22 protein-coding genes are annotated in these 19,656 nt (G+C 40.9%); 21 read left to right on the forward strand and 1 reads right to left on the reverse strand.

Features of this window, described 5'->3' with window-relative positions; translation table 11 throughout:
• Window positions 1–47: 47 nt before the first annotated feature.
• The 8 genes from UKS_RS00920 to pcp all read left to right on the forward strand — a co-directional run bounded on the left by UKS_RS00920 (window position 48) and on the right by pcp (window position 7,978).
• Window positions 48–1,325, forward strand: coding sequence for a gamma-glutamylcysteine synthetase (locus UKS_RS00920; RefSeq protein ID WP_156011409.1), 1,278 nt, complete (start codon window positions 48–50; stop codon window positions 1,323–1,325).
• Between the two features lie 74 nt (window positions 1,326–1,399).
• Window positions 1,400–2,884, forward strand: coding sequence for a threonine synthase (gene thrC / locus UKS_RS00925; RefSeq protein WP_156011410.1), 1,485 nt, complete (start codon window positions 1,400–1,402; stop codon window positions 2,882–2,884).
• A 60-nt stretch (window positions 2,885–2,944) separates the two neighbouring features.
• Window positions 2,945–4,225, forward strand: coding sequence for an MATE family efflux transporter (locus UKS_RS00930; protein WP_156011411.1), 1,281 nt, complete (start codon window positions 2,945–2,947; stop codon window positions 4,223–4,225).
• A gap of 3 nt (window positions 4,226–4,228) precedes the next feature.
• Window positions 4,229–4,849 carry an HAD family hydrolase gene (locus tag UKS_RS00935; RefSeq protein WP_156011412.1) on the forward strand — a complete coding sequence of 207 codons (621 nt, stop codon included), beginning with the start codon at window positions 4,229–4,231 and terminating at the stop codon, window positions 4,847–4,849.
• Window positions 4,850–5,014: 165 nt separating this feature from the next.
• Window positions 5,015–6,217, forward strand: a complete 1,203-nt coding sequence (locus UKS_RS00940) for a LysM peptidoglycan-binding domain-containing protein (protein WP_156011413.1) — start codon at window positions 5,015–5,017, stop codon at window positions 6,215–6,217.
• Window positions 6,218–6,422: 205 nt separating this feature from the next.
• Window positions 6,423–6,848, forward strand: coding sequence for a MarR family winged helix-turn-helix transcriptional regulator (locus UKS_RS00945; protein WP_173020427.1), 426 nt, complete (start codon window positions 6,423–6,425; stop codon window positions 6,846–6,848).
• A 10-nt stretch (window positions 6,849–6,858) separates the two neighbouring features.
• The gene (locus UKS_RS00950; RefSeq protein ID WP_156011414.1) at window positions 6,859–7,221 is read left to right on the forward strand and encodes a DUF1304 domain-containing protein; all 363 of its coding nucleotides are present in this window, start codon (window positions 6,859–6,861) and stop codon (window positions 7,219–7,221) included.
• 112 nt (window positions 7,222–7,333) lie between these two features.
• Complete coding sequence (gene pcp / locus UKS_RS00955) at window positions 7,334–7,978, forward strand: pyroglutamyl-peptidase I (RefSeq protein WP_156011415.1); 645 nt, start codon at window positions 7,334–7,336, stop codon at window positions 7,976–7,978.
• 26 nt (window positions 7,979–8,004) lie between these two features.
• On the opposite strand, the gene UKS_RS00960 is transcribed toward pcp, so the two are convergent.
• Window positions 8,005–8,862: a DUF975 family protein gene (locus UKS_RS00960; protein WP_156011416.1), complete on the reverse strand. Its 858-nt coding sequence runs from the start codon at window positions 8,860–8,862 to the stop codon at window positions 8,005–8,007.
• Window positions 8,863–8,991: 129 nt separating this feature from the next.
• Between UKS_RS00960 and tgt the strand changes: the two genes are divergently transcribed.
• From tgt to UKS_RS01025, 13 genes are all read left to right on the forward strand, one after another.
• Complete coding sequence (gene tgt, locus UKS_RS00965) at window positions 8,992–10,134, forward strand: tRNA guanosine(34) transglycosylase Tgt (protein ID WP_001285237.1); 1,143 nt, start codon at window positions 8,992–8,994, stop codon at window positions 10,132–10,134.
• 100 nt (window positions 10,135–10,234) lie between these two features.
• Entirely contained in the window at window positions 10,235–12,052 is a 1,818-nt protein-coding gene (locus tag UKS_RS00970) for an acyltransferase family protein (RefSeq protein ID WP_156011417.1), read from the forward strand.
• A gap of 265 nt (window positions 12,053–12,317) precedes the next feature.
• Window positions 12,318–13,469: an N-acetylglucosamine-6-phosphate deacetylase gene (gene nagA / locus UKS_RS00975; RefSeq protein WP_156011418.1), complete on the forward strand. Its 1,152-nt coding sequence runs from the start codon at window positions 12,318–12,320 to the stop codon at window positions 13,467–13,469.
• Window positions 13,470–13,631: 162 nt separating this feature from the next.
• The gene (locus tag UKS_RS00980) at window positions 13,632–14,690 is read left to right on the forward strand and encodes a zinc-dependent alcohol dehydrogenase family protein (protein WP_000649461.1); all 1,059 of its coding nucleotides are present in this window, start codon (window positions 13,632–13,634) and stop codon (window positions 14,688–14,690) included.
• A 151-nt stretch (window positions 14,691–14,841) separates the two neighbouring features.
• Window positions 14,842–15,207: a DUF1033 family protein gene (locus UKS_RS00985; RefSeq protein ID WP_156011419.1), complete on the forward strand. Its 366-nt coding sequence runs from the start codon at window positions 14,842–14,844 to the stop codon at window positions 15,205–15,207.
• Between the two features lie 76 nt (window positions 15,208–15,283).
• Complete coding sequence (gene comGA / locus UKS_RS00990) at window positions 15,284–16,225, forward strand: competence type IV pilus ATPase ComGA (protein ID WP_156011420.1); 942 nt, start codon at window positions 15,284–15,286, stop codon at window positions 16,223–16,225.
• Window positions 16,173–17,189: a competence type IV pilus assembly protein ComGB gene (comGB, locus tag UKS_RS00995; RefSeq protein ID WP_156013011.1), complete on the forward strand. Its 1,017-nt coding sequence runs from the start codon at window positions 16,173–16,175 to the stop codon at window positions 17,187–17,189. The genes comGA and comGB overlap by 53 nt, the downstream gene beginning before the upstream one ends.
• Window position 17,190: 1 nt before the next feature.
• Window positions 17,191–17,514 (forward strand): comG operon protein ComGC, encoded by a 324-nt coding sequence (comGC, locus tag UKS_RS01000; protein ID WP_049496909.1) that lies wholly within the window; start codon window positions 17,191–17,193, stop codon window positions 17,512–17,514.
• Window positions 17,477–17,911, forward strand: coding sequence for a competence type IV pilus minor pilin ComGD (gene comGD, locus UKS_RS01005; protein WP_049496906.1), 435 nt, complete (start codon window positions 17,477–17,479; stop codon window positions 17,909–17,911). Before comGC ends, comGD begins: the two co-directional genes overlap by 38 nt.
• Window positions 17,874–18,176 carry a competence type IV pilus minor pilin ComGE gene (comGE, locus tag UKS_RS01010; protein ID WP_153197443.1) on the forward strand — a complete coding sequence of 101 codons (303 nt, stop codon included), beginning with the start codon at window positions 17,874–17,876 and terminating at the stop codon, window positions 18,174–18,176. The genes comGD and comGE overlap by 38 nt, the downstream gene beginning before the upstream one ends.
• Window positions 18,139–18,600: a competence type IV pilus minor pilin ComGF gene (comGF, locus tag UKS_RS01015; RefSeq protein WP_049496903.1), complete on the forward strand. Its 462-nt coding sequence runs from the start codon at window positions 18,139–18,141 to the stop codon at window positions 18,598–18,600. The genes comGE and comGF overlap by 38 nt, the downstream gene beginning before the upstream one ends.
• The gene (comGG, locus tag UKS_RS01020; RefSeq protein ID WP_156011421.1) at window positions 18,578–18,991 is read left to right on the forward strand and encodes a competence type IV pilus minor pilin ComGG; all 414 of its coding nucleotides are present in this window, start codon (window positions 18,578–18,580) and stop codon (window positions 18,989–18,991) included. Before comGF ends, comGG begins: the two co-directional genes overlap by 23 nt.
• Window positions 18,992–19,023: 32 nt before the next feature.
• The gene (locus tag UKS_RS01025) at window positions 19,024–19,611 is read left to right on the forward strand and encodes a class I SAM-dependent methyltransferase (RefSeq protein ID WP_156011422.1); all 588 of its coding nucleotides are present in this window, start codon (window positions 19,024–19,026) and stop codon (window positions 19,609–19,611) included.
• Window positions 19,612–19,656 lie beyond the last annotated feature (45 nt).

Genomic DNA, 19,656 nt, shown 5'->3' on the forward strand with positions numbered 1-19,656 from the left:
TAGTTTGCTCTTTGATTTTCATTGAGTATAAGAAAGAGTAGGATAGTATGTCTCGTTCTATCGATTTATTAAAACATCGGTATTTGAAAAATATTAAAGAAAACCCTGAATTGTTTGTTGGGATTGAGCTGGAATATCCTGTTGCAAATTTGGAAGGGGATGCTACAGATGTTGAAGTTATCAAACACTTATTCCGATATTTAGTTTCTACTTTTGATTTTACTGTCGAAAAGGTTGATGATTTTGGGACTCCTATTCAGTTAGTGGACCCAGCAAGTCAAGATGCTATTTTATTTGAAGTTTCCTATACTACGATTGAGTTTGCATTTGGTAAAGCTGAAACGATACAAGAGGTTAAAAATCGTTTTAGTATTTATCTGGAATCAATCCAGAAAAAGTTAGCTGAATCAAACCATGCTATTGTTGGCTGTGGTATCCATCCCAACTGGGATAAAAATGAGAATAGTCCAGTTTCTTACTCACGGTATCGCATGTTGATGGACTATTTGAATTTGAGTAGCACTGTGACTAAATCAGACTTGCACCAATTCCCTGAATATGGAGCTTTTATCTGTGGGAGTCAGGTTCAGCTGGATGTTTCAAAGTCTAACTACTTACGGGTAATTAATGCTTTTACCCAAATTGAAGCAGTTAAGGCTTATTTATTTGCCAATTCTGAGTTTTCGGGTGCAGATTGGGATACGAAAATTTCAAGGGACATTTTCTGGGAAGAATCGATGCATGGTATCTATCCAGAAAACGTCGGGGTCAATTCTAGGCTCTTTAAAGATGAGGATGATTTTTTTGGCTATTTAAATCACTCTGCGATTTTTACTGCGGAACGTGATGGGAAAACCTATTATTTTTATCCGATTCAGGCAAGGGACTATTTGTCTACACCTGAAGTTCAAGCATATGCACTTACTGGGGATGAGATTATTATTTATCCTCAAGAGAAGGATTTTGAAACACATCGTAGTTACCAGTACCAAGATTTAACCACTCGCGGAACAGTTGAGTTTCGTAGTGTGTGTACTCAACCTCTAGATAGCACCTTCGCTTCAGCAGCTTTTCACCTGGGGTTGTTGGTTAATTTAGATAAGTTAGAGCCTTACTTAGAAACAGCACCTTTCTTTAAAGAATTTGGGCGAAATTATAAGTTTTTAAGACGACAATTTTCTAAGAAAAAGCTTACAGATGAGGAAGAAACTGCGATTATTGAATTTTCTAAAGTCTTAGTCCTTTTAGCGGAGGAAGGACTGGAGATGAGAAATAAGCAAGAAATGACCTACTTACAACCTTTGAAAGAAAAATTGACTCTATAATTTTCTTATAAAGGGAGAATTTTCTGAAAAATCATGTTATAATGGATGAGACTATAGATAAAGGATAGAGATTTATGACATTAGTTTATCAATCAACGCGTGATGCGAAAAATACAGTAACAGCCAGCCAAGCGATTTTACAAGGTTTGGCGACGGATGGTGGTTTATTTACACCGGTTACTTATCCAAAGGTAGATTTGGACTTTGACAAATTGAAAGATGCATCTTATCAGGAAGTTGCTAAGTTAGTTTTGCCAGCATTTTTAGATGACTTTACAGCTGAGGAGTTGGACTACTGTATCAACAATGCCTACGATAGCAAGTTTGATACTCCAACTATTGCGCCATTAGTGAAATTAGACGGACAATATAACTTGGAGCTTTTCCATGGTTCAACGATTGCCTTTAAGGATATGGCCTTGTCTATCTTGCCATACTTTATGACAACAGCTGCCAAGAAACATGGCTTGGAAAACAAGATTGTCATCTTGACAGCGACGTCTGGAGATACTGGGAAAGCTGCCATGGCAGGTTTTGCGGATGTTCCTGGAACTGAAATCATCGTCTTTTATCCAAAAGATGGTGTCAGCAAGGTGCAAGAATTGCAAATGACCACTCAGACTGGTGACAATACCCATGTTATCGCTATTGATGGAAACTTTGACGATGCTCAAACAAATGTGAAGCATATGTTCAATGATGTGGTTCTTCGTGAGAAATTAACAGCTAACAAGTTGCAATTTTCATCAGCTAACTCTATGAATATCGGTCGTCTGGTGCCACAGATTGTCTACTATGTTTATGCTTATGCTCAGTTGGTCAAGACTGGTGAGATTGTGGCTGGTGATAAGGTCAACTTTACCGTACCAACAGGAAACTTTGGTAATATCTTGGCTGCCTTTTATGCTAAGCAAATTGGTTTGCCAGTCGGCAAGCTAATCTGTGCTTCAAATGACAATAATGTTTTGACAGACTTCTTTAAAACACGTGTTTACGATAAGAAACGTGAGTTTAAGATAACAACTAGTCCATCTATGGATATTTTGGTATCTTCAAACTTGGAGCGCTTGATTTTCCATCTTTTGGGGAATGATGCTGAAAAGACAGCTGAACTCATGAATGCTTTGAATAACCAAGGTCAGTATGAATTGACAGATTTTGATGGAGAGATTCTTGACCTCTTTGCGGCTGAATATGCGACTGAAGAAGAAACGACAGCAGAAATCAAACGTGTTTATGAGTCAGATTCTTATATCGAGGACCCTCATACAGCTGTTGCCTCAGCAGTGTATAAAAAATACCAAGCGGCTACTGGAGATGTGACTAAGACAGTCATTGCATCAACAGCTAGTCCATACAAGTTCCCAGTAGTTGCAGTAGAAGCTGTGACTGGAAAATCAGGTTTAAGCGATTTTGAAGCCTTGGCTCAATTACATGAAATCTCAGGAGTGGCTGTACCACCTGCAGTTGATGGGCTTGAGACAGCTCCTGTTCGTCACAAGACAACAGTAGCAGCTGCTGATATGCAAGCAGCGGTGGAGGCTTATCTAGGACTTTAAGACAGAGAGAGTAAACTCGGTTGGGAAACCAACTGGGTTTCTTTTCATCAGGAGGAAGGATTGTTTAAGAAAAATAAAGATATTCTTAATATTGCATTGCCAGCTATGGGTGAAAACTTTTTGCAGATGCTCATGGGGATGGTGGATAGTTACTTGGTCGCTCACTTAGGCTTAATCGCTATTTCAGGTGTTTCGGTAGCCAGCAATATCATCACGATTTACCAGGCGATTTTCATTGCTCTGGGAGCTGCTATTTCCAGCGTTATTTCAAAAAGCATGGGGCAGAAGGATCAGTCTAGACTAGCCTACCATGTGACAGAAGCTCTCAAGATAACCTTGATAGTAAGTTTGCTTTTAGGGGCCTTGTCCATCTTTGCTGGGCAAGAGATGATAGGACTTTTGGGGACGGAGAGAGATGTAGCTGAGAGTGGTGGTCTCTACCTATCTTTGGTTGGCGGATCGATTGTTCTCTTGGGTTTAATGACTAGTCTGGGAGCCTTGATTCGTGCAACGCATAATCCACGTTTGCCCCTCTATGTGAGTCTTTTATCCAATGCCTTGAATATTCTTTTTTCAAGTCTAGCTATTTTTGTCCTGGATATGGAGATAGCTGGTGTTGCTTGGGGGACTATTCTGTCTCGCTTGATTGGTCTTGCAATTTTATGGTCGCAATTAAAGCTGCCTTTTGAGAAACCGACTTTTGGTTTAGATAAGGAACTATTGACCCTAGCTTTGCCAGCAGCTGGAGAGCGGCTCATGATGCGGGCTGGTGATGTCGTTATCATTGCTTTGGTTGTTTCTTTTGGAACGGAGGCAGTGGCGGGAAATGCAATCGGAGAAGTTTTGACCCAGTTTAACTATATGCCTGCCTTTGGTGTCGCTACGGCAACGGTCATGCTGGTGGCTCGAGCAGTTGGAGAGGATAATTGGAAAAGGGTAGCTAGTATGAGCAAGCAAACCTTTTGGCTTTCTCTGGTCCTCATGTTGCCCTTAACCTTCAGTATCTATGCTTTGGGTATACCACTAACTCATCTCTATACGACTGATTCTCTAGCGGTGGAGGCTAGTGTGCTAGTGACACTTTTTTCACTACTTGGTACTCCTATGACGATAGGAACAGTCATTTATACGGCAGTCTGGCAGGGCTTGGGCAATGCTCGGCTTCCCTTTTATGCGACAAGTATAGGAATGTGGTGTATCCGCATTGGGACAGGATATCTGATGGGGATTGTTCTTGGTTGGGGCTTGCCTGGTATTTGGGCCGGAACCCTCTTGGATAATGGTTTTCGCTGGTTATTTCTACGCTATCGTTACCAGCGCTATATGAGCTTGAAAGGATAGGAAATGCAAAAAACAGCTTTTATTTGGGATTTAGACGGGACTTTATTGGACTCTTACGAAGCGATTTTGTCAGGGATCGAGGAGACGTTTAGTCAATTTTCTATTCCTTATGATAAGGAGCAGGTGAGAGAGTTTATCCTAAAGTATTCTGTGCAGGATTTGCTTGTGCAGGTGGCAGAAGAGAGAAAATTGGATGTGGAAGTGCTAAATCAGGTGCGGGCCCAGAGTCTGGCTGAGAAGAATGCTCAGGTAGTTTTGCTGCCAGGTGCGCGTGAAGTGCTAGTTTGGGCAGACGATGCAGGGATTCAGCAGTTTGTCTATACTCATAAGGGGGACAATGCTCTTACTATTTTAAGAGACTTGGGGTTGGAATCCTATTTCACAGAGATTCTAACCAGTCAGAGTGGTTTTGCGCGCAAGCCTAATCCAGAAGCGGCTGATTATCTGCTAGACAAGTATCAGTTGAATCCTGAGAAGACTTATTATATAGGGGATCGGACTCTGGATGTGGAATTTGCCCAGAATAGTGGAATTCAAAGCCTCAACTTTTTAGAGTCGTCTTATGAAGACGATCACAGGATTCAAACGTTAGCAGATATTCCCCTTATTTTTAAGGCTAAGTGATAAAAAGACTGTGTCAGTTTTGTGACAGAAACTTAACAAACTATTTCAAGTAATCGAGTTTATTACAAGGAATAGACAGTTTTGTTAAATAGGCCCGAGAGGGCTTTTTTTCTGGTCTTTTTGTGTTATGATAGACAGGTACTCATTTGAAAGGAATTTGAAAGAATGAAGAAAAGAATATTATTAGCCTCAACAGTAGCCTTGTCATTTGCCCCAGTATTGGCAACTCAAGCAGAAGAAGTTCTTTGGACTGCACGTAGTGTTGAGCAAATCCAAAATGATTTGACTAAAACAGACAACAAAACAAGTTACACCATTCAGTATGGTGATACCTTAAGCACTATTGCAGAAGCCTTGGGTGTAGATGTCACAGTTCTTGCGAATTTGAATAAAATCACTAATATGGACTTGATTTTCCCAGAAACTGTTTTGACAACGACTGTCAATGAAGCAGAAGAAGTAACGGAAGTTGAAATTCAAACTCCTCAAGCAGACTCTAGTGAGGAAGTGACAACTGCGACAGCAGATTTGACAACCAATCAAGTGACCGTTGATGATCAAACTGTTCAAGTTGCAGATCTTTCTCAACCAATTGCAGAAGCTCCAAAAGCGGTAGAAACTACAAGTACAAAAGAAGTAGCAACAAGTTCAGAAGTTACAGAGACAGTGACTGCTTCAGAAGAAGTCGCGCCATCTACAGGGACTTCTGTTTCAGACGAGCAAACAGCCGAAACAAGCAGTGCAGTTGCAGAAGTAGCTCCTCAGGCAACGACTCCAGCTGAGAAACAGGAAACACAAGCAAGTCCTCAAGCTGAGCCAACAGTGGAAACAACTACAAGGTCAGTAGAAGAAAAAGCAACTGAAACCACTGTAACAAGTTCAGAAGAAGCAAAAGAAGCATCATCAAGTGAAGCTACAACAGCAGTTTCTACTTATCAACCAGAAGAGGCGAAACCAGTTTCAACGACTTACGCAGCTCCAGCAGCCCCTGATTATGCTGGACTGGCAGTAGCAAAGGCTGAGAATGCAGGCCTTCAACCACAGACGGCTGCCTTTAAAGAAGAAATTGCCAACTTGTTTGGTATCACATCCTTTAGTGGTTACCGTCCAGGAGACAGTGGAGATCACGGAAAAGGTTTGGCTATCGACTTTATGGTACCAGAAAGCTCAGAACTAGGAGATAAGATTGCGGAATACGCTATTCAAAATATGGCCAGCCGTGGAATTAGTTACATCATTTGGAAACAACGTTTCTATGCTCCATTCGATAGCAAATATGGACCAGCTAATACTTGGAACCCAATGCCAGACCGTGGTAGTGTGACAGAAAATCACTATGACCACGTTCACGTTTCAATGAATGGATAAACCAGACTTTGTAATATCATTTTGACGAATGAGATCTAGCTTTCGTGATAGGAAGCAAGTCTCATTCGTTTTTTCTTTATCAATATAAATGGGAAATGGAAAGTCACCATCTTGTAATGACTCAAGCAACATTCTTGCAATCTATTTTACTTTGCACTATAATTGATTAGTCAACTATTGATAAGTCAATAGATAGGAGGAAGAAATGTTAGAGATTCAAGATCTGCTTTATCAACTCCGCTTGTCTGAGCAAGCGAGTACGCAATTATTTGAAAAAAGACTTGGGATTAGTTTGACACGGTATCAGATTTTATTATTTTTGCTGAAGCATTCCCCTTGTAAACAAATAGCGGTTCAGGAGCGTTTGAAGATTGATCAGGCTGCTTTGACCCGACATTTCAAGATTTTAGAAATGGAAGGTTTGGTGGAGCGTCATCGCAATCCTAAAAATCAGCGAGAAGTGTTGGTAGAGGCCACGAAGTATGCCAAGGAGCAGTTAGTGATGAATCCGCCTCTGCAGCATATCAAGGTTAAGGAAGCGATGGAAAGTATTTTAACAGAGTCTGAAAGAACAGAACTCAGCCGTTTAGTAAATAAATTAGTTTCAGGTATTGAAAATATAGAAATTTAAGGAGAAATAGATGTCAATTATGACAATCATTTTAGCAACGCTTGTTGCTGTGGAGCATTTTTACATCTTTTATTTGGAAAGTATTGCTACGCAATCAGATGCAACTAGTCGTGTCTTTAACATGGAAAAGGAAGAACTGGTTCGTCCGTCAGTAAGTTCATTGTTTAAAAATCAAGGGATTTATAATGCTCTGCTAGGAGTTTTTCTCTTGTATGGGATTTATTTCTCACAGAATTTAGAAATTGTGACTATTTTTGTCTTGTTTGTGATTGGTGCTGCGGCTTATGGCTCTCTCACAGCAGATAAGAAAATTATTTTGAAGCAAGGTGGACCAGCTATTTTGGCCTTAATTAGTATTTTATTCTTTAAATAAACTCAAAAATCAATCCTAGCCTCGCTAGTCCTTTTTACTCCAGAATAAGGGAAATATGTTATACTTGTTTTTAAGAAAATAGTTTCATGGAATTGGTTGTAAGGAGTTAGAAATGAAAGTATTAGTGACAGGTTTTGAGCCCTTTGGAGGGGAAAAGGTCAATCCAGCCTTGGAAGCCATTAAAGGTTTACCAGCTGAAATCCATGGTGCTGAGGTCCGTTGGCTAGAAGTGCCGACAGTCTTTCACAAATCGGCTCAAGTATTGGAAGAAGAGATGAACCGCTATCAACCTGACTTTGTCCTTTGTATAGGTCAAGCTGGTGGAAGGTCTAGCTTGACACCTGAGCGAGTAGCTATTAATCAAGATGATGCACGCATTCCTGATAATGAGGGTAATCAACCGATTGACCTTCCCATTCGCACAGACGGTGCTCCGGCCTACTTTAGTAGTTTGCCGATTAAAGCGATGGTTCAAGCTATAAAAAAGGAGGGATTGCCGGCCTCTGTTTCCAATACAGCAGGGACTTTTGTCTGCAATCATTTGATGTATCAGGCCCTCTATTTGGTAGAAAAGAAATTTCCACATGTTAAGGCAGGGTTTATGCATATTCCTTATATGATGGAACAGGTGGTGAATCGACCGACTACTCCAGCTATGAGTTTAGTGGACATTAGGCGAGGGATAGAAGCGGCAATCGGCGCCATGATAGAACATGGAGATCAGGATCTCAAGTTGGTAGGCGGAGAAACTCATTGATAGAAAAAAGCTTGAGGGAACAACCTTCAAGCTTTTGGACGTTTTCGAGCCAGTACTGCTCGGTAAAAAATCATTTTATTGATTTGAATATAGGGTAGGAGTGAGAAACTAGCAATCCCAAAAGTAATCCAATTGAGGACGTACCAAGGAAGGAGTTGTAAGTCTAGAACAAAGCGCTGAAATTTGTAGCCTTTCATCAGGAAACGGCTGGTTTTTAGGACTTGTCCTGGTCTAGCTTGTCCCAAGTCTAGGGTGTCACACAGGAGAAATTCTACCTGTGAATAGGCATAGTATTGTGGAATATAGAGACTATTTCCTATAATCATCAAGAAGATACTTGCTAGAAGGTAAAGACCAAAGGTGATGAGGAAGCGTTCAGTTTCAATTGATGTGAGATCCAGATTGGGAAACTCAGGGTGAAGGGCAACGAATTTCTTTGCGATAAAGCTACTGTAAAAAAGGAAGTAAATTCCAAGCAAACTAGGAATGCTCCATAAGAAGAGATAGAAACGTTTGAGAAGTAGAGTCAAAAAGGTTTGTGAAAAAAGCTCTTCGTTAAAGAGAGTGAGACTATTTTTGACTGATAGTTCTGTATCAGGATTCTTGATGAGTTTCAGCGTGGTATAGACGGAACTGGTTAGAAGTATTGTTCCAATAAAGGAGACTAATAGTGGAAAGAGGTAGGCTTGGGATACATGGCCAAACACGCTTAAAAAGGGTTGTTCTAAAATAGCCTCGTTGATGCGCTCTAAGGGATTGAGAAAGCCAGACAAGATGACCAGTATGCTAGGTAAGAGATAGACGAGAAAGAGGCGGGGATTTTCAGCTTGAAATTGTCTAGCCTGCAGACGAACGGTTTTTAAATCAATTTTTGGGTATTTCATTCTTTCATTATATCATAGTTCTTATACATAGTTCGTGACAGTTCCTACTTTTTTTGATAGAATCATACAGTATGCCCTTGGGCGCAAAGTAAGAACTGGGACTGTCTTTCCCAGCTTCGGAGGTAAAAAATGTCGGATTCACCAATCAAATACCGTTTGATTAAAAAAGAAAAACACACGGGAGCTCGCCTGGGTGAGATTATCACACCACACGGAACCTTCCCAACGCCTATGTTCATGCCAGTTGGTACTCAGGCAACTGTCAAAACACAGTCGCCAGAAGAGTTGAAGGAGATGGGTTCGGGAATTATCCTGTCAAACACTTATCATCTCTGGCTTCGTCCAGGAGATGAACTCATCGCTCGCGCAGGTGGTCTTCACAAGTTCATGAATTGGGACCAGCCTATTTTGACAGATAGTGGTGGTTTTCAGGTTTATTCTTTAGCAGATAGTCGCAATATCACAGAAGAAGGGGTAACCTTTAAAAACCATCTTAATGGTTCCAAGATGTTCCTATCACCAGAAAAAGCTATTTCTATTCAGAATAATTTGGGCTCAGACATCATGATGTCCTTTGATGAATGCCCCCAGTTTTATCAACCATACGACTACGTTAAGAAATCAATCGAGCGTACCAGTCGTTGGGCTGAGCGTGGTTTGAAGGCTCACCGTCGTCCACATGACCAAGGTTTGTTTGGAATTGTGCAGGGGGCTGGATTTGAAGACCTTCGTCGCCAATCGGCTCATGACCTTGTCAGCATGGACTTCCCAGGCTACTCTATCGGAGGACTAGCAGTTGGAGAAACCCACGAAGAGATGAATGCAGTTTTGGACTTTACGACCCAACTGCTTCCTGAGAACAAACCTCGTTACTTGATGGGAGTAGGAGCGCCAGATAGCTTGATTGATGGTGTTATTCGTGGGGTCGATATGTTCGACTGTGTCTTGCCAACTCGCATTGCTCGTAACGGAACTTGTATGACCAGTCAGGGACGTTTGGTTGTAAAAAATGCCCAGTTTGCTGAGGACTTTACGCCACTGGATCCTGAGTGTGATTGCTACACATGTAAGAACTATACACGCGCCTACCTTCGTCACCTGCTCAAGGCTGATGAAACCTTCGGTATCCGCTTGACGAGCTACCATAACCTTTATTTCTTGCTTAACCTGATGAAGCAAGTACGACAAGCCATCATGGATGACAATCTCTTGGAATTCCGTGAGTATTTTGTTGAAAAATATGGCTATAATAAGTCAGGACGCAATTTCTAAAATGGAATTGATATAAGCTAAAAATCCTAAGTTTTCTCTTGGGATTTTTCTTCTTTTTTTGATAGAATAAAGTGTATAATGAAAGGGAGAATAAACTCGTATGCGCATTAAATGGTTTTCCTTGATTAGGATTACAGGTTTACTACTGGTACTCTTGTATCATTTCTTTCAGACTATCTTTCCTGGAGGATTTTTCGGGGTAGATGTCTTTTTCACGTTTTCAGGCTTCCTGATTACGGCTCTACTCATCGAAGAATTTTCTAAAAATCATGAAATTGATTTGGTTGGATTTTTTAGGAGACGCTTTTATCGTATTGTGCCACCTGTGGTTTTGATGGTCTTGGTAACCATGCCCTTTACTTTTCTAGTTCGGCAAGATTATGTGGCTGGAATTGGGGGTCAGATTGCGGGTGTCTTAGGCTTCATGACCAACTTCTATGAACTACTAACAGGTGGGAGTTATGAATCACAGTTCATTCCTCATTTGTTTGTTCATAATTGGAGCTTGGCTGTTGAGGTGCACTACTATATTCTTTGGGGATTGGCAGTTTGGTTCTTATCCAAAAAGGCTAAATCAAATGGTCAGTTAAAAGGGATGGTCTTTCTTTTATCTGCTGCGGCCTTCTTGATTAGTTTCTTCTCCATGTTTATTGGTAGTTTTCTAGTAACTTCCTATTCTTCTGTATACTTCTCTAGTTTAACTCATGTCTATCCATTCTTTTTGGGAAGTGTGTTAGCAACTACTGTAGGCGTTCGTCAGACGACTTCCCTCGTCAAGCAGTTGGATAAAATTTGGGATTTACGCAAGACCCTGTTGATTTTTGCAGGAGGTTTTGGCTTCTTACTTATTTTGACCTTCTTTGTCAAATTCACTTATCTTTTTGCCTATCTTATTGGCTTCTTACTCGCCAGTCTGGCAGCCCTTGCTATGATACTGGCGGCGCGTGTCTTACATGAAAAGACTCCTAATGTGCAGGAGCCAAAGATTATTAGCTTTTTAGCAGATACTAGCTATGCAGTTTATCTCTTCCACTGGCCTTTCTATATCATATTCTCACAGTTGACATCAAATCTTTTTGCTGTGTTACTGACTTTGCTTTTTTCTTATGGATTCGCTAGTCTATCATTTTATGTGTTGGAACCGTGGATTGCAGGAAAGAGTACACCTATTATACAGGCCCTTCGTCGCCTGCCTTATATCCATACAATCTTTGCAGCAAGTACTGGAATTTTGGCCTTTATTGTCTTCTTAGTGACTTTCTTGGCACCACAAGTGGGAGCATTTGAAACAGACTTAACTGTCAATGGATTGAAGCAAGCTGCAACAAATATTAGCCAGACCAAGGTGATGGCAGAACGGGCAGATGCGGACAGTTTGGGAATTGCTGATGGAACTATGTTAATTGGTGACTCGGTGGCTTTAAGGGCAAATACTGCACTACAGACAGCCCTTCCTGGAGCACAGCTGAACGCGCAGGTCAGCAGGACAACCAAGACCGCCAATGAAATCATGCTAAATAATAGCCAAAATAAATTTCTACCAAAGATGGTGGTTATTGCAACAGGTGTGAATAATCCTGAAAATTACAAGGAAGATTGGGACAGTATCGTGAAAAATCTTCCTAAGGGCCATCATATGATTTTAGTGACTCCTTATGAGGGGGATAAGACAAAAGAGACTTATGCAATCGTTGAGAAGTCGGCTGCCTATATAAGAGAATTGGCAGAGAATACACCTTATATCACAGTTGCTGATTGGAATCAAGTCGCTAAGGAACATCCAGAAATCTGGGTAGGTACAGACCAAGTCCATTTCGGAAGTGACACTAGCAAAATTGAAGAAGGAGCTAAATTGTATGCGGATACGATTGCTACAGCTTTACAAACAGCCCAAGACAAGCCAGTTAAATCAAAATAACTTGTATTAAAAAGAGAAGAGTTGGAGAAATCCAGCTCTTTTATACTCTTTGAAAATCTCTTCAAACCACGTCAACTTCATCCACAACCTCAAAACAGTGCTTTGAGCAACCTGCGGCTAGTTTCCTAGTTTGCTCTTTGATTTTCATTGAGTATTAAAATATCTCTAGAAAATAGGTCTATACCATTTACAAATAAAAAAGAAAGGTTTATAATATAATTGACATAATAAATTGTAGAATCAATCTTTTAAGGAGGTTAACATTATGCCTAACTATATTAAAGCGGATCAGTTTTTCTACCCACACGGAGTTCGTCGTGGTGGTTACTTGGAACTTGTGGACGGTAAGTTTGGAAAACATGTCGAGCAGATTCCTGAAGGAGCTGAGGTGATTGACTATACAGGTTATAGAATTGCTCCAGGACTTGTAGATACCCACATTCATGGATTTGGCGGTGTGGATGTTATGGACAATAATATCGAAGGAACCCTTCATACCATGAGTGAAGGATTGCTTAGTACAGGTGTCACCAGCTTCTTGCCAACCACTTTGACATCAACTTATGAGCAATTGCTTGCGGTAACAGAAAATATCGGTGCTCGTTACCAGGAAGCAAGTGGCGCGAAGATTCGTGGAATTTATTTTGAAGGGCCTTATTTCACAGAGAAATATAAGGGAGCTCAAAACCCTGTCTACATGAAAGATCCTCGCATGGATGAGTTTCGTGCTTGGCAAAAAGCAGCTAATGGTTTGCTTAATAAAATTGCCCTTGCGCCAGAACGTGAAGGTGTAGAAGACTTTGTTCGTACAATTACGGGTGAAGGAGTGACCGTTGCTCTTGGACACTCAAATGCGACTTTTGATGAAGCTAAAAAGGCAGTAGATGCTGGAGCGAGTGTTTGGGTACATGCCTACAATGGGATGCGTGGGTTGACTCACCGTGAACTAGGTATGGTGGGGGCTATGTATGAATTGCCACATACTTACGCAGAGTTGATCTGTGACGGTCACCACGTAGATCCAAAGGCCTGTGATATTTTGCTCAAGCAAAAAGGAACTGAAAATATTGTCCTTATCACAGACTGTATGACAGCGGGTGGTTTGGAAGATGGAGACTACATGTTGGGAGAATTTCCAGTAGTGGTTGCCAATGGAACTGCACGTCTCAAATCGACAGGTAACTTGGCAGGTTCTATCCTCAAACTCAAAGACGGTTTGAAAAATGTGGTTGAATGGGGCATTGCGAATCCGCATGAAGCCGTCATGATGGCTAGCCTCAACCCAGCAAAATCTGTTCATATTGATGATGTCTGTGGCCAAATCCGTGAAGGCTACGATGCAGACTTTATCGTACTAGATAAAGATTTGGAATTGGTAGCAACCTATCTAGATGGTGTGAAACGTTATCAAGCATAAGAGAGAAAGCAGAAGTTAGAGATTAGCTTCTGCTTTTTTATCTATATTACTTTACCGGTAAATAAAAAAGTTAAAAAAATCACAAAAAATCTTGAAGAAACAAATGAAAAGGCTTACAATTACATTATAAATAGAACAAATAAAAAAACGGAGGAATGCTTTATGAAAGCCTATACTTATGTTAAACCAGGACTTGCTTCTTTTGTTGATGTTGACAAACCAGTGATTCGCAAGCCAACAGACGCTATTGTGCGTATCGTAAAAACTACTATTTGTGGTACAGACCTCCATATTATCAAAGGGGATGTTCCTGCTTGCCAAAGTGGTACCATTCTTGGTCACGAAGGGATTGGGATTGTTGAAGAAGTTGGAGAAGGAGTTTCTAACTTCAAAAAAGGTGACAAGGTCTTGATTTCTTGTGTCTGTGCCTGTGGTAAATGCTACTACTGTAAAAAAGGAATTTATGCCCATTGTGAAGACGAAGGGGGCTGGATTTTTGGTCACTTGATTGATGGTATGCAGGCTGAATATCTACGTGTCCCTCATGCAGATAACACTCTATACCATACTCCAGAAGATTTGTCAGATGAAGCTTTGGTTATGCTATCAGACATTCTGCCTACTGGATATGAAATTGGTGTCTTGAAAGGGAAAGTAGAACCTGGTTGTAGCGTTGCGATTATTGGTTCAGGACCAGTTGGACTGGCTGCACTTTTGACAGCTCAGTTTTACTCACCAGCCAAATTGATTATGGTTGACTTAGACGATAACCGCTTGGAAACTGCTGTATCATTTGGTGCGACTCACAAGGTTAATTCTTCAGACCCTGAAAAAGCTATTAAAGAAATTTATGATTTAACAGATGGCCGTGGTGTAGACGTAGCTATCGAAGCTGTTGGTATTCCTGCAACATTTGACTTCTGTCAAAAGATTATCGGTGTAGACGGAACAGTTGCCAACTGTGGTGTGCATGGTAAACCAGTTGAATTCGATTTAGACAAACTTTGGATTCGCAACATCAATGTAACAACCGGTTTGGTATCTACAAATACAACTCCACAATTGTTGAAGGCACTTGAAAGTCATAAGATTGAACCAGAAAAATTGGTAACCCACTATTTTAAACTCAGTGAAATTGAAAAAGCCTATGAAGTCTTCAGTAAGGCAGCAGACCACCATGCAATTAAGGTCATTATCGAAAACGATATCTCAGAAGCTTAAGTAATAAAAACATTTTGGAACATAAGCCAATAGAAATTCAGTCATCTATCAGATGACTGAATTTTTTATCTGAAAAACAAGAAATGAGCATATTTCTTTTCTTGTTTGGCGGAATTGGTTATAATATACGGTACAAAGGAATTGAATGAATATGTATCGTGTTATAGAAATGTATGGAGATTTTGAACCCTGGTGGTTCCTAGAAGGTTGGGAAGAAGATATTGTAGCAAGTAGAAAATTTGACCAGTATTATGATGCTCTCAAATACTACAAAACTTGCTGGTTTAGATTGGAGAAAGAATCCCCTCTTTATAAAAGTAGAAGCGATTTGATGACCATTTTTTGGGATCCAGAGGACCAACGCTGGTGTGACGAATGTGATGACTATTTACAACAATACCATTCTTTGGCTCTTTTGCAGGATGAGCAGGTTATCCCAGATGAAAAATTACGCCCAGGCTATGAAAAACAAACAGGTAAGGAAAGGCACCGTTCTTGCCGTATGCAATTAAGATAGAGAAAAAGTAACTTTTTTGGAGTTGCTTTTTTTATTTTCCCAAATCTTTGCGAATAGTATAGGTGAGGAGGTAAGTATGGTTCAAGAAATTGCACAAGAAATCATTCGTTCGGCCCGGAAAAAAGGGGCGCAAGACATTTATTTTGTCCCTAAGTTCGATGCCTATGAGCTTCATATGAGGGTGGGAGATGAGCGCTGTAAAATCGGTTCTTATGATTTTGAAAAGTTTGCGGCCGTCATCAGTCACTTTAAGTTTGTAGCGGGTATGAATGTTGGGGAGAAGAGACGTAGTCAACTTGGTTCCTGTGATTATGCCTATGACCAGAAGATAGCATCTCTACGCTTATCTACCGTGGGTGATTATCGAGGACATGAGAGTTTAGTTATTCGCTTGTTGCATGATAAGGAGCAGGACTTGCATTTTTGGTTTCAGGATATTGGAGAACTGGGCCAGCAGTACAGGCAACGTGGTCTCTATCTCTTTGCTGGCCCAGTCGGAAGTGGCAAGACGACCCTGATGCACGAATTAGCTAAATCCCTCTTTAAGGGACAGCAAGTCATGTCCATCGAGGATCCTGTCGAAATCAAGCAGGACGACATGCTCCAGTTGCAGCTAAATGAAGCCATCGGACTAACCTATGAAAATCTGATAAAACTTTCCTTGCGTCATCGTCCAGACCTCCTGATTATCGGAGAAATTCGAGACAGCGAGACGGCGCGTGCAGTGGTTAGAGCTAGTTTGACAGGTGCGACAGTATTTTCAACCATTCATGCCAAGAGTATTCGAGGTGTTTATGAACGCCTGCTGGAGTTGGGTGTGAGTAAGGAGGAATTAGCAGTCGTTCTGCAAGGAGTCTGCTACCAGAGATTAATCGGGGGAGGAGGAATCGTTGACTTTGCAAACAAAGACTATCAAGAACACCAGCCAACTAGCTGGAATGAGCAGATTGGCCAGCTTCTTAAAGATGGACATATCACAAGCCTTCAGGCTGAGACGGAAAAAATTAGCTACAGCTAAGCAAAAAAATATCATTACCTTGTTTAACAATCTCTTTTCCAGCGGTTTTCACCTGGTAGAGACCATCTCCTTTTTAGATAGGAGTGCTTTGTTGGACAAGCAATGTGTGACCCAGATGCGCACGGGCTTGTCTCAGGGGAAATCATTCTCAGAAATGATGGAAAGTTTGGGCTTTTCAAGCGCTATTGTCACTCAACTATCTCTAGCTGAAGTTCATGGGAATCTTCATCTGAGTTTGGGAAAGATAGAAGAGTATCTAGACAATCTAGCCAAGGTCAAGAAAAAATTAATTGAAGTAGCGACCTATCCCTTGATTTTGCTGGGTTTTCTTCTCTTAATTATGCTGGGGCTACGCAATTATCTACTACCACAACTGGATAGTGGCAATATTGCTACCCAAATCATTGGCAATCTGCCACAAATTTTTCTAGGCATGCTAGGGTTTGTTTCCATACTTGCCCTTTTAGCACTAACTTTTTATAAAAGAAGTTCCAAGATGCGCGTCTTTTCTATCTTAGCACGCCTTCCCTTCTTTGGAATTTTTGTGCAGACCTATCTGACAGCCTATTATGCGCGTGAATGGGGCAATATGATTTCACAGGGAATGGAGCTGACACAGATTTTTCAGATGATGCAGGAACAAGGTTCCCAGCTCTTTAAAGAAATCGGTCAAGATCTGGCTCGAGCCCTGCAAAATGGTCGAGAATTTTCTCAGACGATAGGAACCTATCCTTTCTTTAAGAAGGAGTTGAGTCTTATTATCGAGTATGGGGAAGTTAAGTCCAAGCTTGGGAGTGAATTGGAGATTTATGCTGAAAAAACTTGGGAAGCCTTTTTTACCCGAGTCAACCGCACCATGAACTTGGTGCAGCCACTGGTTTTTATCTTTGTGGCTCTGATTATCGTTTTACTTTATGCGGCAATGCTCATGCCCATGTATCAAAATATGGAGGTAAATTTTTAACATGAAAAAAATGATGACATTCTTGAAAAAAGCTAAGGTTAAAGCTTTCACATTGGTGGAGATGTTGGTGGTCTTGCTCATCATCAGCGTGCTTCTATTACTCTTTGTACCTAATTTGACCAAACAAAAAGAAGCAGTCAATGATAAAGGAAAGGCTGCTGTTGTTAAGGTGGTGGAAAGCCAGGCAGAGCTTTATAGCTTGGATAAGAATGAAGATGCTAGCCTAAGTAAGTTACAAGCAGATGGGCGAATCACAGAAGAACAGGCTAAAGCTTATAAAGAATACCATGCTAAACAAAATACCAGTCAAAGTGTTGCAGATTAAGGCCTTTACCATGCTGGAAAGTCTCTTGGTTTTGGGACTTGTGAGTATCCTTGCCTTGGGCTTATCCGGTTCTGTCCAGTCCACTTTTTCAGCGGTAGAGGAGCAGATTTTCTTTATGGAGTTTGAAGAACTCTATCGGGAAACTCAAAAACGCAGTGTAGCCAGTCAGCAAAAGACTAGTCTAAACTTAGATGGGCAGACGATTAGCAACGGCAGTCAAAAGTTGACAGTTCCTAAAGGAATTCAGGCACCATCGGGACAAAGTATCACATTTGACCGAGCTGGGGGCAATTCGTCCCTGGCTAAGGTTGAATTTCAGACCAGTAAAGGAGCGATTCGCTATCAATTATATCTAGGAAATGGAAAAATTAAACGCATTAAGGAAACAAAAAATTAGGGCAGTGATTTTACTGGAAGCAGTAGTTGCTCTAGCCATCTTTGCCAGCATAGCAACCCTCCTTTTGGGACAAATTCAAAAAAATAGGCAAGAAGAAGCAAAAATCTTGCAAAAGGAAGAAGTCTTGCGTGTAGCTAAGATGGCTCTGCAGACAGGTCAAAATCAGGTAAAGATCAACGGAGTTGAGATTCAGGTGTTTTCTAGTGAAAAGGGATTGGAGGTCTACCATGGTTCAGAACAGTTGTTGGCAATCAAAGAGCCATAAGGTAAAGGCTTTCACTTTGTTGGAATCCCTGATTGCCCTTATTGTCATCAGTGGAAGCTTACTCCTCTTTCAAGCCATGAGTCAGCTCCTTATTTCAGAAGTTCGCTACCAGCAACAAAGCGAGCAAAAAGAGTGGCTCTTGTTTGTAGATCAGCTGGAGGCAGAATTAGATCGTTCGCAATTCGAAAAAGTGGAAGGTAATCGCCTCTATCTGAAGCAGGATGGCAAGGAAATTGCGATAGGTAAGTCCAAGTCAGATGATTTTCGGAAAACCGATGCCAGTGGACGAGGCTATCAGCCTATGGTTTATGGCCTCAAATCAGCTCAGATTACAGAGGAGAATCAGCTAATTCGTTTTCGTTTCCAGTTTCAAAAAGGCTTAGAAAGGGAGTTCATTTATCGTGTGGAAAAAGAAAAAAGTTAAGGCAGGTGTTCTCCTCTATGCGGTCACTATGGCAGCCGTCTTTAGTCTTTTGTTACAATTTTACTTGAACCGCCAAGTCGCCCACCATCAAGACCATGCTTTAAATAAAGAAAAGCTGATTGCTTTTGCCATGGCAAAGCGAACCAAAGATAAGGTTGATAAGAAAAGTGGGGAACAGGCCTTTAATCTGGGCCAGGTAAGCTATCAAAACAAGAAAACAAGCTTGGTGACAAGGGTTCGTACGACTAAGAGTCAATATGAATTTCTATTTCCTTCAGTCAAAATCAAAGAAGAGAAAACGGATAAAAAGGAAGAGGTAGTGACTGATTCAAGTAATCAAGCAGAGAAGAACAAATCAGAAGAGAAATCTGAAAAGAAAGAGAATTCCTAGCCAATCAAGCTACTTTGTGCTAAACTAAAAATATGAAACATGATTTTAACCACAAAGCAGCAACTTTTGATTCACCTAAAAATATCTTCCTTGCAAACTTGGTTTATCAAGCTATCGAGAAACAGATTGCTCTTCTATCAGACAAAGAAATTTTGGATTTCGGTGGTGGCACGGGTTTGTTAACCTTGCCCCTAGCCAAGCAGGTCAAGTCTGTAACATTAGTGGACATTTCTGAGAAAATGCTGGAGCAAGCTCGTTTGAAAGCGGAGCAGCAAGACATCAAGAATATCCAGTTTTTGGAGCAAGATTTACTGGAAAAACCCTTGGAGAAAGAGTTTGATCTCATTGTTGTTTGTCGGGTTCTTCATCATATGCCTGATTTGGATGCGGCGCTCTCACTGTTTCATCAACATTTGAGAGAAAATGGACAACTCCTCATTGCTGATTTTACCAAGACAGAAGCCAACCATCATGGATTTGAATTGGTTGAGCTGGAAAACAAGCTAGTCCAGTTTGGTTTTTCGAGCATTGATAGTCAGATTCTTTATAGTTCTGAAGACCTGTTTCAAGGAAATTACTCAGAACTCTTTTTAACAGTAGCCCAAAAATCACTCGCCTAGTCAGGGAGTGATTTTTTCTATAAGGATGGAAAAAAGAAGGGAAAT

It is taken from the genome of Streptococcus sp. 116-D4 (genome assembly GCF_009731465.1).
GTDB classification, from domain to species: Bacteria; Bacillota; Bacilli; order Lactobacillales; family Streptococcaceae; genus Streptococcus; species Streptococcus pseudopneumoniae_E.